14 protein-coding genes are annotated in these 13,380 nt (G+C 65.8%); 4 read left to right on the top strand and 10 right to left on the bottom strand.

The window, feature by feature from the left end:
- Window positions 1-13: 13 nt before the first annotated feature.
- Entirely contained in the window at window positions 14-949 is a 936-nt protein-coding gene (locus OG326_RS07495; RefSeq protein ID WP_327143876.1) for an oxygenase MpaB family protein, read from the bottom strand.
- A 117-nt stretch (window positions 950-1,066) separates the two neighbouring features.
- On the opposite strand from OG326_RS07495, the gene OG326_RS07490 reads away from it, so the two are divergent.
- The gene (locus tag OG326_RS07490; protein WP_327143875.1) at window positions 1,067-1,705 is read left to right on the top strand and encodes a TetR/AcrR family transcriptional regulator; all 639 of its coding nucleotides are present in this window, start codon (window positions 1,067-1,069) and stop codon (window positions 1,703-1,705) included.
- A gap of 69 nt (window positions 1,706-1,774) precedes the next feature.
- On the opposite strand, the gene OG326_RS07485 is transcribed toward OG326_RS07490, so the two are convergent.
- Together OG326_RS07485 and OG326_RS07480 are read right to left on the bottom strand one after the other, a co-directional pair.
- On the bottom strand, window positions 1,775-3,385 hold the full coding sequence (locus OG326_RS07485) for a phospholipase C (protein WP_327143874.1): 1,611 nt from the start codon (window positions 3,383-3,385) through the stop codon (window positions 1,775-1,777).
- A gap of 156 nt (window positions 3,386-3,541) precedes the next feature.
- Entirely contained in the window at window positions 3,542-4,057 is a 516-nt protein-coding gene (locus OG326_RS07480) for a barstar family protein (RefSeq protein WP_327143873.1), read from the bottom strand.
- Window positions 4,058-4,152: 95 nt separating this feature from the next.
- On the opposite strand from OG326_RS07480, the gene OG326_RS07475 reads away from it, so the two are divergent.
- Window positions 4,153-5,397 (top strand): RNA-guided endonuclease InsQ/TnpB family protein, encoded by a 1,245-nt coding sequence (locus OG326_RS07475; protein ID WP_327143872.1) that lies wholly within the window; start codon window positions 4,153-4,155, stop codon window positions 5,395-5,397.
- A gap of 20 nt (window positions 5,398-5,417) precedes the next feature.
- On the opposite strand, the gene OG326_RS07470 is transcribed toward OG326_RS07475, so the two are convergent.
- On the bottom strand, window positions 5,418-5,915 hold the full coding sequence (locus tag OG326_RS07470; RefSeq protein ID WP_327143871.1) for a ribonuclease domain-containing protein: 498 nt from the start codon (window positions 5,913-5,915) through the stop codon (window positions 5,418-5,420).
- A complete protein-coding gene (locus OG326_RS07465; protein ID WP_327143870.1) occupies window positions 5,912-6,718 on the bottom strand; it encodes an exodeoxyribonuclease III in 807 nt (268 codons plus the stop codon). The genes OG326_RS07470 and OG326_RS07465 overlap by 4 nt, the downstream gene beginning before the upstream one ends.
- 63 nt (window positions 6,719-6,781) lie before the next feature.
- Between OG326_RS07465 and OG326_RS07460 the strand changes: the two genes are divergently transcribed.
- Together OG326_RS07460 and OG326_RS07455 are read left to right on the top strand one after the other, a co-directional pair.
- Window positions 6,782-7,642: an alpha/beta fold hydrolase gene (locus OG326_RS07460; protein WP_327143869.1), complete on the top strand. Its 861-nt coding sequence runs from the start codon at window positions 6,782-6,784 to the stop codon at window positions 7,640-7,642.
- 23 nt (window positions 7,643-7,665) lie between these two features.
- A complete protein-coding gene (locus tag OG326_RS07455; protein WP_327143868.1) occupies window positions 7,666-8,499 on the top strand; it encodes an SAM-dependent methyltransferase in 834 nt (277 codons plus the stop codon).
- Window positions 8,500-8,523: 24 nt separating this feature from the next.
- On the opposite strand, the gene OG326_RS07450 is transcribed toward OG326_RS07455, so the two are convergent.
- Genes OG326_RS07450 through OG326_RS07430 form a run of 5 tightly spaced genes read right to left on the bottom strand, consistent with a single transcriptional unit; the run spans window position 8,524 to window position 13,300 of the window.
- On the bottom strand, window positions 8,524-9,789 hold the full coding sequence (locus OG326_RS07450) for an acyl-CoA dehydrogenase family protein (RefSeq protein WP_327143867.1): 1,266 nt from the start codon (window positions 9,787-9,789) through the stop codon (window positions 8,524-8,526).
- Window positions 9,790-9,827: 38 nt separating this feature from the next.
- Window positions 9,828-10,706, bottom strand: a complete 879-nt coding sequence (locus OG326_RS07445) for an SDR family oxidoreductase (RefSeq protein ID WP_327143866.1) — start codon at window positions 10,704-10,706, stop codon at window positions 9,828-9,830.
- A 31-nt stretch (window positions 10,707-10,737) separates the two neighbouring features.
- The gene (locus OG326_RS07440) at window positions 10,738-11,601 is read right to left on the bottom strand and encodes a MaoC/PaaZ C-terminal domain-containing protein (protein WP_327143865.1); all 864 of its coding nucleotides are present in this window, start codon (window positions 11,599-11,601) and stop codon (window positions 10,738-10,740) included.
- Between the two features lies 1 nt (window position 11,602).
- Window positions 11,603-12,040 carry a type II toxin-antitoxin system Rv0910 family toxin gene (locus tag OG326_RS07435; RefSeq protein WP_327143864.1) on the bottom strand — a complete coding sequence of 146 codons (438 nt, stop codon included), beginning with the start codon at window positions 12,038-12,040 and terminating at the stop codon, window positions 11,603-11,605.
- A gap of 54 nt (window positions 12,041-12,094) precedes the next feature.
- Window positions 12,095-13,300, bottom strand: a complete 1,206-nt coding sequence (locus tag OG326_RS07430; protein WP_327143863.1) for a lipid-transfer protein — start codon at window positions 13,298-13,300, stop codon at window positions 12,095-12,097.
- Between the last annotated feature and the right edge of the window lie 80 nt (window positions 13,301-13,380).

Below are 13,380 nucleotides of genomic sequence, written 5' to 3'. Positions count from 1 at the left end.
CTTCGCATGCGGCTCACGCCGAATGTCTGGCCACCCAGTTGCGCGGATCGACCCCCGGCATGCTGGGCCGACCGGCGCTGATCAGGCGCTGCTCGCGGCGTGTCGCGAGGCGGTAGAGCGGATAGCTCGGCCCGGTCAGCGAGCCGCGCAGCAGTTTGGGCGCGAGCGGCGGGGAAATGTGCGCGGTGCGGACCGCCTGGGCCAGGCCGCGGCAGGCGATCTCCTCGCGCATGCCCCAGCTCAGGCCGTACATCTCGCGAATGCGCGGCGGAAGGCTGCCCTGCACCAGGAGCGAGAATCCGCCCAGGGCCTGCTGAATAGGCATCGGCATGGGGTACGCGACACGCTGGCCCATGAGGTACGCGCCGACGAGTTTGGCCTCGTCGGTGAGGAACACCTCGTCGGAGGCGAGGTAGGCGTCGTAGTCGCGCCGGAACTGCGCGTAGGTGGCCGGCGCGGCCTCGCGCGGCATGCCGAACAGTTCACCCCAGCGGCAGTAGTCCTGGTAGAGACCTTCGCGCTCGCCGGGGGTGAGCTTGCGGACCAGCAGATCGTGCATGACTTCGGCGGAGTCGAGGGTGAAGGCCATGGTCATGAACATGAGGTGCGGATCGTGCGTGGAGTAGCGGGTGCCCGCCGGATTGCGCTGTCCCGCGTCCTCGGGCAGTGCGCCCTCGACCGTGCTGTGGCGTTTGCGGGTGAAAGAGCGGGCCCGGTCGGCTTCTTCGCGGGTGCCCAGGGAGACGGCTTCGAAGAGCTTGCCGGTGAGCGCGAGTCGCGTATACGGCGTGGTGCGATGCTGGGTGTTCTCGGCGGTCCCGACGTAGAGCAGCGGGTGCACGGCCCCGATGACCAGGGCGCGCTGCCCGTAGGTGAGTCCCACCGCCCGCTTGCGCATCACGCGCCGAATCATCGAATCGTCGGAGAAGTAACCGGTCTGTGCAGGCATCGTTGCCTCCTGAAGCAAGGGTGTGACGCGGCACACCGCATCTGGAAACAGGGTCCCCCAGATAGTGATTTCTGGCAAGACCTACTACCAGAATTGCCGCCGTGCCAGAATCGACCCGTGACCGGGCAACGGACCTACGGCGGCATCTCGGCGGCCGAACGCCGCACACAGCGCCGCACCGCCCTGCTCGACGCCGCGCTCGACATCCTCGGCGCGCAGGGTGTGGACAAACTGACGGTCGCCGCCCTCTGCACCGGCGCGGGCCTCAACGAGCGCTACTACTACGAGAATTTCGACAGCCGCGACGCCGTGCTGTCGGCCTTGTTCGACACCATTGCCGAGGAGCTGGCCGGCGCCCTGCTGCACGCACTGCACACCGCCCCCGGCAGCACGCGGGGCAAAGCGCACGCCGCGATCACCGCGGGCATCCACGTCCTCACCGACGACCCCCGCAAGGCCCGCGTCGCCCTGGTCGTCAGCTCCGCGACCCCCGAACTGCGGACCCGCACCGTGCACACCATCCGCGCCTTCGCCAATCTCGTTGCCGCGGAAGGCATCGACTTCTACGGGCTGACCGACGCCGAGCCGGACCCCGTAATCAGCTTCCGCGCAACGTATCTGGTCGGCGGCCTCGTGCAAACCCTCACCGCCTGGCTGCAAGGTGATCTCCCGATGACCCGAGACGACCTCATCGACCACACCACCGACATCTTCGTTCTGCTCGGCGAAGATATGGCCGCGCGATTGCGCCCCTGACCAGCCCGTAGAACACCGAAAACGCCCGGCCTCTTCGGATGAAAAGGCCGGGCGGTCAACGGGATTCGGTCAGTTCCTAGTACCGGTCTTCGGGTCCAGGACCAACGTGGGCTGGGCCGGGGACGAGAAATCGAACATCGGGTCCAGGGCTCCGGCGCGGGCGTCGTAGGAGTCGTCGCCGATGCGGCCGGTTTTCCAGTTGTCCTCGATGAAGCGCAGCACCGAGGTCTGATCGGTGACCGAGTGGTCGATGTAATTGGATTTGGCGTACGGGGAGATCACCAGCAGCGGCAGGCGGGGGCCGTAACCGCAGCGGCCCTGGTAGGTGGCGTGCTTGCCGTCTACGTCACCGCAGGCACTCGGGCCGCTCAGGATGTCGTCGGGCGAGCTGGAGGACAGGCCCGCGGGGGAAGACTTGTGGTCGTACCAGCCGTCGGAGTCGTCGTAGGCGATGACGACCGCGGTGTCCTTCCAGTCCGGCAGCTTCTGCAGGTGGTTGATGGATTCGACCAGGAACTGCTGCTCGTCCAGCGGATCGGAGTAGGCGGCGTGGCCGTCCTGGTAGCCGGCGGCCTTCAGGTAGCTGACCGCGGGCAGGTGGCCGGAATCGGCGGCCGACCAGAAGTCGGACAGGTCGTACTGGTGGTTGGCCTGATCGCTCTGGCCGATCTTGTCCACCGCGGTGGGCGGCAGGTGGTGCGGGTTCGCGGTCTGCGCGTAGTACTGGAACGGCTCGTGGTGCGGGATGTAGTCGTCCTTGGTGTCGAACGCGCGGTCGCCGGTCTTGCCGGTGCCGCCGAGCATCGGGCCGACCACGTGGTTGGCGCCGCAGACGGCCTTGCCGTCGGTGGTCGCGGTGGGCTTGAAGCCGCCCTCGAAGAAGCCCCAGCTGATGTTCTTCTTGTTCAGCAGGTCACCGATATTGGTGCCGGTCATCTGGACCTGGTCGCGGCTCGAGCAATCGTCGCCGAGGGGCTGCGGGTCGTCGGTGAGGGTGCCCTGGCCGTTGCCCGCCTGCTCCAGCACGTCGATGGCGGGGAACGGCTTGCCGCCGGGCATGAATTCCTTTGTCACGCCGTGGGTCTGGCCCGAGACCAGGTTCACCGCGCCGACCGCCGAGGGTCCGAAGGTGGTGCCGTAGGAGTTGTCGCTCATCGCGTAGTGCTGCGCGTAATTCCACAGCGCGGTCACGGAATTGCCGTCGTAATAGTCCATCACCATGCCGGGCGCGCCGAAGGTCGGCGGCTTGCACGCGGCCATTTCGGTGTGCTCGACGAACTTGTCCATCTTGCCGCCGTCGAACGCGGCCTGCTCGTCCTTGTACTCGTGGTCCTGATCGCAGGTGATCTGCTGGTTCGGGCCGCCGAGCCGCTGGGGCTGGAACTTGTTGGGGTTCTTGGTCAGCAGATCGGGGGTGAGCCCGTCCACCGCCGGTGTGTTCGGCAGCGCGGTGAACGGGGTGCCGTCGGTGTTCGCGGCCTTCGGGTAGGTGCCGAAGTAGTGATCGAAGGACACGTTCTCCTGGAAGATCACCACGATGTGCTTGATCGGCGTCGCGGTCTCGGCGGCCGACTGCCCCGAGGAACCGGAGCACGCGGTCGCGCTCAGCGCCACCAGCGCGGTGAACGCGGCAGCGGTGCGACTTCGCCTGCCGAAGCGGCGGCGAGACGGGGCATGCATGGGACCTCCCGGATCATTCGATCGCGTCAGGCTGCGATCGCAATAGCGTGACCATTGCAGCGCCTGCCACACACAGATACGCGGGAAGGTGAACGGAGCGGGAAGGTCCGATGAATCCGCCTTTGCGGCCGGTCTCCCCCGGACCCTGCCGACCCGCTATCCCAGACGCAGTGCCGCCGCCTCGATTCCGGCGGGTGCGGCGTCCTGCAGGACCACCCGGAATGCCACCTCGCGCTCGGCCCAGTGCCCAGCGCTGTCGGTCATCGCCTCGGCGAACCAGCGCCGCTCCTCGGGCTGCTCGGTGAGCAGCAGCGCGGCATTGCGCACCACCACCACGTACCCCTGTGCGGGGCCGACGAATTCGTCCAGATCCCGCAGACATTCATCGAAGGCATCCTTGTTCTGCCCGAAGTAGTACGGAAACTGGAACGCCGCCGCGAACTCGTCGAAAACCTCTGCCACCGTGCGCATCTTCCGCCCCCGCAACTCCCGCGACAGATATCCCGCGGGCATTTGCCCACGCACACCCGAGAATTCGGCCGCCCCCACCGGCAGCACGCCCAACGCTTGCGGGGGTTCTGCCGCCGATCGAGCCGAGCCGGTGGATATGACATCGGACGCCGTCTCATTTACGAGGAATTGCGTCAGCGGGATGGCAACCTGCGCGTTCATCAAAACCCCTCTGGAGTCATGCCCACAAACAGCTGGGCGGTGTCAGACGACCGAATCCTCGAAAATACTCGAACATACGTGCTATTTTGCTTCCCATGGGTTCCGCTGCAGTGAAGCGGGCGTTCAAATTCCGCTTCTATCCAACCGAAGAACAGGCGACTGAGCTGTCGCAAACGTTCGGCTGCATACGAAAGGTCTACAACCTCGCACTGGAGGCGCGGGACGAGGCGTGGAGCCGGCATGGAGAGAGAGTCACGTTCAACGACACCTCGGCGATGTTGACACTGTGGAAACATACCGAGGAGCTCGCGTTTCTGAATGACGTTGCCGCAGTACCACTGCAACAGACGTTGCGGCACCTCCAGACGGCGTTCATCGCATTTTGGAACAAGCGCTCCAGCTATCCAAGATTCAAGTCCTGCAAGAAGTCCCGCGCGAGCGCGGAGTACACCCGCAGTGCATTTCGCTACCGAGACGGGCAGCTCACTCTGGCCAAAATGACTGCGCCATTGAATATCGTCTGGTCGCGACCGCTTCCTGAAGGTGTGCCGCCGTCGACAGTGACGGTGTCTCGCGACAGCGCAGGGCGATGGTTCGTGTCTCTGCTGTGCGAAGACCAGGAGGTGCGGCCCCTGCCACCGACAGACTCGACGGTCGGCATCGATGCCGGCCTGCACAGCCTGCTCACACTGTCCACGGGCGAGAAGGTCCCGAACCCGAAACATGAACTGCGCGACCGCGCCCGACTGGCCAGAGCGCAGCGAAGACTCACCCGCAAGGCACCCGGCGACGGTGCGAATCGAAACGAAGCCCGCCGCAGGCTGGCGCGCATCCACGCCCGCGTTGCCGACCGACGACGAAACTATCTCCACAATGTGACGACTCGGCTCGTGCGTGAGAACCAAACGCTCGTGATCGAGGACTTGTCGGTGCACAACATGGTCCGAAACCGAAACCTCGCCCGCTCCATCTCCGACGCATCGTGGCGCGAATTCCGAACCATGTTGGAGTACAAGGCCAACTGGTACGGGCGCGAAGTGGTCACTATTGATCGATGGTTTCCCTCGTCGAAGCGATGCTCCGCGTGTGGTGCGCTCGCGGAGCGCCTTCCGCTGGACGTGCGGGTGTGGACATGCAGTACTTGCAACGCATCCCACGACCGGGACGTGAACGCTGCGATGAACATTCTGGCCGCCGGACGGGCGGTGACAGTCTGTGGAGACGATGTAAGACCTCAACGGAACCTTCCGGGCGGGCAATCGTCAGCGAAGCAGAAAGCACGGCCCGTGAGGGCTGGAGACTCTCCCATCCGAGAGCACGTCAACAGCGCATCCTCGTGAAGCGCGCGCGATTTGGCCATTCAGCGCATTTTGGTGAAGGTGTTGTAGTGGTCGCCGGTGTAGTAGGCGGAACCGTCACTGCCGGTGATGATGCGCTGGGCGTCGCGGCCCTGGCCCGGCTTCTTCGGATTGACGTCCCATTCCTGATAGGAGATCTTCTTGCCGCTCGAATCCTGTGCGGGGAGACTGCCGCCGCGGTTCATCCAGGTGTCTCCGCCATGTGTCCCAGGGGAATTGGCGGAGCCGGGCCAGCGACCGGCGTCGATCTCGATCAGGGTCTGGTAGGCGCGATCGGGTACACCGGCCGCGTGCGTCGGCTCGTCCACCGCGCCGGGCGCGGTGGCGCGCGGGCCCGGTTTGGCTGCGGTCGTGGTCTTTCCGGCGACCGTGGTGGTCACCTTGGCGCTGCTCGTCGTCGCGGCGTGATCGCCGCCGCGCGAGACGAGCACCGCGACCAGCACCATGATCAGCGCGCCGCCCAGCAGCAGCCAGGCGCGCGTCCGCGAGGAGATCTTCACCGGTACTGCACCGTGACCGGAGCGTGGTCGGACCAGCGCTCGGCGTAGGTGGCGGCCTTCTCCACCACCGCCTGTTTGGCCCGGGTGGCGATATCGCCGGAGGCCAGCTGATAGTCGATGCGCCAGCCGGCGTCATTGTCGAAGGCGCGGCCGCGGTAGGAGTGCCAGCTGTAGGGGCCGGGCACATCCGGGTGCAGCAGGCGGACCACGTCCACGTATCCGGCGGCCAGCATGGACGACACCCAGGCGCGCTCCTGCGGCAGGAAGCCGGAGTTCTTGACGTTGCCCTTCCAGTTCTTGATGTCGAGTTCGGTGTGCGCGACATTCCAGTCGCCGCTGATGACGAAGTCGCGGCCGATGCTGGTCATGCGCGCGCCGAGGGCATCGAGGAAACGGTACTTCTCGTCCTGCATCGGGGTGTCGGCCTCACCGGTGTGCACGTACACGCTGGCCACAGTGAGCTCGTCGAAGTCCGCTTCGACGTAGCGCCCCAGCGCGGCGAATTCTTCGACGGCACACCAGGTTCCGTCCTGATAGAGACCGACGCCGACGCGCACGGCATCGGGCGCCCGGCGGGACAGGATCGCCACCCCGGCGCGGCCCTTGATACCGGGTTCGGCATGGGTCAGGAACCATCCGGCATCGAGCGCGGGCGCCAGTGCGCTACGCGTTTGCTCATCGGTCGCCCGCGTCTCCTGCAGGCAGATGATGTCGGCCTCGGTGACCGCTAGCCAGGCGAGCAGTCCCTTGGGGGCCGCGGCGCGCACTCCATTGACGTTTACCGTGCTGAGGATTTTGGGCACCCCACGACCGTACAATGCCGCTATACCTACTTCTCCACGGACATCGAGGTCCGGGAAGGGGTGATGACGATGACGTCAGGCACCGACAAGCCCACCGTCCCGCTCGCGCCCATGCGTGCCATTCACACCGGCTCCGGTGATCCCCTGCTCCTGTTGCACGGGTTCATGATGTCGCCACACTGCTGGGAGCAGGTGGCACAGCGGATGTCGTCCCATTGCGAGGTGTTCGCTCCGGCCTTCACCGGACACTGGGGCGGTCCCGAACTCGACGGCTGGTACCTGGATGTCAGTGCCCTTGCCGACCGGGTCGAAGACCAGTTGGACGAATTGGGCTGGCGCACCTGTCATATCGCGGGAAATTCGCTCGGCGGCTGGGTGGGCTTCGAGCTGGCGCGGCGCGGCCGGGCCCGCACGCTCACCGCGATCGCCCCGGCAGGCGGCTGGCAAACCCCTTCCGCCCTGCAGGTTCGGGTGGGATTGAAGTTCCTGTCGCTGGTGCCGCTGGTGGAGGTCGGCAGATATCTGCCCGATCTGCTGGCCTTCAGCGCGCCGGTGCGGCAGGCGGTGGCCATGATCCTGAGCAAGAACACCGCGGCCGCCCCGCGCCGCGCCATCGAGGCCGCCATCACCTCGTCGCTGCACTGCCGGGCCATGCTGCCGCTCATCGCGGGCGTGCTGCGCGCCCCCGATCTGGAGGATCTGTCGGATCTGAAAACACCTGTGCGCCTGCTCATGTGCGAAAACGACCGGGTCATTCCCTACCGCGCGTACGCCAAGCGCTTCCTTCAGGAGCTCCCGGATTCCGCAGACCGTATTCTGGTACACGATGTGGGTCACGTCCCCATGCTGGAGGCGCCCGACCGCATTGCCACGCTCATCGCGGAGCACGTCTACGCCAGCCGCACCCGTCTGCGCGCTGTCTGAAGCATTGGGGGGAATGTCCACAGATGACCGACCACATGCCGGTGGACCAATCCAAACCGAGCATCGCGCGGGTGTACGACTATCTGCTCGGCGGGCAGGACAATTACGCCGTCGATCGGGAGGTCGGCGACTACTTCAAGAACGACCTGCCCGGTTCGGTGGCGATCGCCTTCGCCAATCGGCAGGCGCTCGTGCGCGCGGTGGGCGAGATGACGCAGCTCGGCATCACGCAGTTCCTGGATATGGGCAGCGGCCTGCCGACGGCCGACAATGTGCACCAGATCGCGCAGCAGCTGATTCCCGATGCCCGGGTGGTGTACGTCGACAATGATCCGATCGTGCTGGCGCACGGGCGGGCACTGCTGGCCAATCACGAGACCACCACGGTGATCCAGGCGGATCTGCGTGACACGGAAGACATTCGGAACGATCCGGAGGTCGTCCGGCTCATCGATTTCGACCAGCCGGTGGGCATCATCTTCAGCGCGACCCTGCACCACCTCAACGACGACGAGAAGCCGGGCGAGGTCGTGCGCTACTGGTCCGAGCGCATACAGCCCGGAAGTCTGGTCTACATCTCGCATTTCCGCTCCGGGCACAATGAGGAGACCCAGACCGCGGAGCAGAAGCTGCAGAGCACCTTCGGCCGCGGCCGCTGGCGCAGCGAGGACGAGATCCTGGACCTCTTCGGCGATCTCGACATCCTGGAACCCCGACTGGTCCCGTGCACACTGTGGCGGCCCACCGCCCCGGAAACCCCTCCCGAGGCAGAAGACGTACCACGCATCGGCGCACCCGCCCCGGGACTATCGGTCTGGGAGCAACTCATCGCCTGCGCCATGGCCCGCAAGCCGTAGCGGAACTTCGTGTTCCGCCGTGCTCTACTGCGCGAGCAGGCCCTTGGCGACGTGGGTCACCTGAATCTCATTGCTGCCGGCGTAGATCATCAGTGACTTGGCGTCCCGGGCGAGCTGTTCGACGTGGTATTCGGACATGTAGCCGTTTCCGCCGAAGAGCTGCACCGCCTCCATGGCGACATCGGTGGCGGTCTCCGAGCAGTAGAGCTTCATGGCGGACGCCTCGGCCAGTGACGGCGACTTACCGGCGCGGCCACGCTCGAGGACGTTGAACACCATGTTCTCGATATTCATCCGGGCGATCTCCATCTTGGCCAGCTTCAACTGCACCAGCTGGAAGCGGCCGATCTCCTGACCCCACAGCTTGCGATTCTTGGCGTAGTCCAGGCAGACCCGATGGCATTCGTTCACGATGCCCAGCGCCATGAATGCGACGCCGATGCGTTCGGCGGTGAAACTCGAACGGGCGCTTTCCCTTCCGTCACCGCCCTCATGCTGTTCGGTCTCCCCGAGCAGCCGGTCCCGCGACAGCCGCACATTGTCGAAGAACAGTTCCCCGGTGGGCGAGGCGTGCAAGCCCATCTTCTTGAACGGCTTGCCCTGGGTGAAGCCCTCCATGCCCTTGTCCAGCACGAAGGTCAGCACCTTGCGGTCGCGCTTGCCGACGCCGTCGCCCTCGTCCAGCTTGGCGTAGACGACCACGGTATCGGCGTAGGGACCGTTGGTGATGAACGTCTTCTGCCCGTTGAGCAGGTAGTCGTCACCGTCGCGGCGCACATACGTCTTCATACCGCCGAAGGCGTCCGAGCCCGAGTCCGGTTCCGTAATCGCCCACGCCGCAACCTTTTTCATGGTCACGATATCGGGCAGCCAGCGCTCCTTCTGAGCGAGCGTGCCGCGCGACATGATGGTGGTGGCCCCGAGACCGATGCTCACGCCCATGGCGGTGACCAGGCCCATGCACACCCCGGACAGTTCACTGATGAGCACCGCCATCATCGATTCCTGCCCGGAGAACGGGCCGCCGTCGCCGGAGGCGCGTTCCTTCTTCTCCGGCAACGGTTCCCCGGCCGCCAACGCCGCTTCCTTCTTGCGCTGCCGGGCCAGCATCTTGCCGATGGCCTCCCCGCCCAGGGCGTCGATTCCGAACTGGGCGAACAGGTTCCGGACAATCGGATACGGCAGCATCTCGCCGCTGTCCAGCGCCGCCAGATTCGGACGGATCTCCTTGTCGATGAAGCTGCGCACCGCGTCGCGAATCATCTCATCGGTCTCGGACCACTCGAACATCGTTGTTCTCCAGACTGTTGTGACAAAGGCGCCGTGGATCAGGGCAGCTGGTCGGCGATATCGTCGATCAGCCAGGGGCCTTCGGTCTCAATGGTTTTCACGTCGTGCCAGCCCGCGAGCTCGGAGATGGCGCCGCCCTGCACCGCGAAAACCTTGCCGTTGATCGGACACTTCTCGGTGGCAAGATACGCCACCAGCGGGGAGATATTGGCCGGACTGAAGGCATCGAAACCGCCCTCTTCCACCGCCTCCGCCTCGGCCGCCATCATGGCGCCCATACCCGGCGTGGCCAGGGTCAGACGCGTGCGGGCGATGGGCGCGATGGCATTGACGCGCACCCCGTAGCGGGCCAGTTCATCGGCCGCGACCAGGGTGAGCGCCGCGATACCGGCCTTGGCCGCACCGTAATTGGCCTGCCCGGCATTGGGCACCGTGGTGCCCGAGGCGGACGCGGTATTGATCACCGCGGCGGTGGGCTGATTGCCCGCCTTGGACTGGTCCTTCCAATACGCGGCGGCATGGTGCAGCACCGCCGCATGCCCCTTGAGGTGCACGGCGATCACCGAATCCCACTGCGACTCGTCCATGCCGGCCACGAAGGCATCGCGCAGGATGCCCGCATTGTTGACTACCACATCGAGCCGCCCGAACTCCGAGACAGCCTGATCGACAAGGTTTTTCGCGCCCTGCCAGTCCGAGACGCTGTCGGTGTTCGCGATCGCCCGCCCCCCTGCGGCGATGATCTCGTTCACCACCTCGTGCGCGGGGCCGTCGTCGGCGCCCTCACCGGCATTGCTGCCGCCCAGGTCGTTCACGACCACCGCGGCGCCCTCGCGCGCGAACAGCAGCGCGTGCTCACGCCCGATACCGCGGCCCGCGCCGGTGATGACGGCGACCCGTCCCTCCAGTGCACCCATTGTTTGCTCCCTCTACAGAGTCGGAAAGTATTCAGTCGGCGATGACGGCCAGGCCGTCGGTCAGCACCAGATCCGTGCCGCGAGCGGTCTCGAAGGCGTACGTGGTCTCGCCGCCCTCGCTCGAGGTCCGCCAGATGCGCGTCTGCAGATCGTCACCGGGGAAGACCATCTTCGAGAAGCGCACGGCAAATCGCCGCAGCCGCGCCACATCCGAATCGGCCACCTCGCCCAGCACCGCCCACGAGGACATGGCCATGGTGCACAGGCCGTGCGCGATGATGCCCGGCAGACCGGCATCCTTGGCGACCTGCTCGTCCAGATGCAGCGGCACCGGATCACCGGAGGCGGGCGCATAGCGGAAGGTCTGGTCGAGATCCACGTGCGCGGGCACCACCGCCGCCGGTGACTGCCCGGCCAGCGCCGAATCGAACCGGTGCGACGGCGCACCGTCACCGACCTTCGGGCCCGCGTTCACCCCGCGGAAGAACGCCGTCAGGTACTGCTCGTTGACGAGTTCCCCGTCCTGCGCCCGGCATTCGATGAGAATGGTGATGGTGGAGCCGTTGTCCTTGCCCTCGTAACCGATGGCCTTGGCCCGCGAGGACAGCTTGTCACCGGGACGGATCGGACGGTGGAAGTGGAAGTCCTGCTCCCCGTGCACCACCCGGCCGAAGATATCCATCGGCACCACCTCGAGCACCGGCATCATCATGGCCTCGAAGACCGGGACGATGCCGAAGATCGGCGGTGCGACAACACTTTTCAGGTGCGCCTCGATGGGATCATTGGTAGCGGCCGCGTATTCGGCAATGCGCTCACCGGTGACCTCGAAGGGCTCCTCATCGGACCAGACGTTCAGTCCGCTCGGGTCGAATTCGACTGTGGTACCGGCCATCTCAGGCCGCCGTCGCCAGCGCGTCGAGAGCCGTGAGCGTCTTGTCGAGCTGGTTCAGGCCGTCCTTCTCCACAGCCTTGCCCAGCGCACCCTTGATGAGCGCGCCCTCGAAGTCGCCGGAGACCGAGAACTTGCTGCCGGCGCCCTCGGGCTGGATGTCGAAGGCGAACTGCACCTTCACGCCCGCCATGCCGGTACCACTGAGCACCAGGCGATTCGGGGTGTCGACGCTCTCGACGACCCACTCGATCTTATTGGCCATGCCCAGCATGAGGATCTTGGCGACCAGCTTGGAACCCGGCGCCAGCGCGGCCGGCGGCTCCTCCAGCCAGCGCTCGTGGATGGAGAACCACTTGTCCCAGGTCTGCGGATCGGAGACGACAGCCCACAGCGCCTCGGGGGTTGCACTGAGGTCCTTACTGGCTTCGATATGTCCCATGACTACTGCTCCTCGTCGAGTGTGAGTGTGATGTAAGAGATTTCGCGCCGGTGTTCAGCGGTCGGCGCGCTGATAAGCGGTGACGACGGCCGCGCCGCCGAGCCCGATATTGTGCTGCAGCGCGGCGGTGACATTGTCGACCTGCCGCTTGTCGGCGGTGCCGCGCAGCTGCCAGGTGAGCTCACTGCACTGCGCCAAACCCGTTGCGCCCAAAGGATGTCCCTTGGAGATGAGGCCGCCGGACGGGTTCACCACCCACTTGCCGCCGTAGGTGGTCAGCCCGTCGTCGACGAGCCGGCCGGCCTCGCCCTCCTTGCACAGGCCGAGCGCCTCGTAGGTCAGCAGCTCATTGGCGGAGAAGCAGTCGTGCAGCTCGATGACCTGGAAGTCCTCCGGGCCGAGCCCGGCCTGCGCGTACACCTTCTCGGCCGCTTGCACATTCATGTCGTAGCCGATGAGGTTCTTGGCGGTGCCGTCGAAGCTGGACTGGAAGTCGGTCGTCATCGCCTGCCCGACGATCTCCACCGCCTGCGCCGCCAGATTGTGCCGGTCCACGAACGCCTCGCCGGCGAGAATGGCCGCGCCCGAACCGTCGGAGGTCGGCGAGCACTGCAGCTTGGTGAGCGGGTCGTAGATCATCCGCGAGGCCAGGATGTCCTCGAGCGAATACTCTTCCTGGAACTGCGCATACGGGTTGTTCACCGAATGCTTGTGGTTCTTGTAGCCGATCTTGGCGAAGTGCTCGATGGTGGTGCCGTACTTCACCATGTGCTCACGGCCCGCCGCGCCGAACATCCACGGCGCCACCGGGAACAGCACCTCGGAGATCTCCGCGAGCGCCATCACATGCTTGGCCATCGGCTGTTCGCGATCGTCGTAGCTCGAACCCAGCGAGCCCGGCTGCATCTTCTCGAAGCCCAGGGCCAGCGTGCATTCCGCCAGTCCGCCCCGAATCGCCTGTGCCGCAAGGTAGAGCGCGGTCGAGCCGGTGGAGCAGTTGTTGTTGACATTGACGACCGGGATGCCGGTCATGCCGAGCTCGTACACCGCGCGCTGGCCGGAGGTGGATTCGCCGTAGACGTAGCCGACGTAGGCCTGCTCGACCTCGCGGTAATCGATCCCCGCGTCAGCGAGGGCCTTGGTGCCCGATTCGCGGGCCATATCCGGGTAGTCCCAGCCGCTGCCGTCCTCGTTCTTGCGGCGGCCCGGCTTCTCGAACTTCGTCATGCCGACGCCGACGACGTAGACCTTGTTCGTCATCGAACTCCTCACATCAGGCCGCGCACCACGCCAGGACGCGCGGCTGGTGTCGACCCGACGGGTCGAACTGTGCACAAACA

Origin of the sequence: Nocardia sp. NBC_01327 (assembly GCF_035958815.1) — a bacterium.
Lineage (GTDB): Bacteria > Actinomycetota > Actinomycetes > Mycobacteriales > Mycobacteriaceae > Nocardia.
This window is presented reverse-complemented; position numbering and strand designations above follow the sequence as displayed.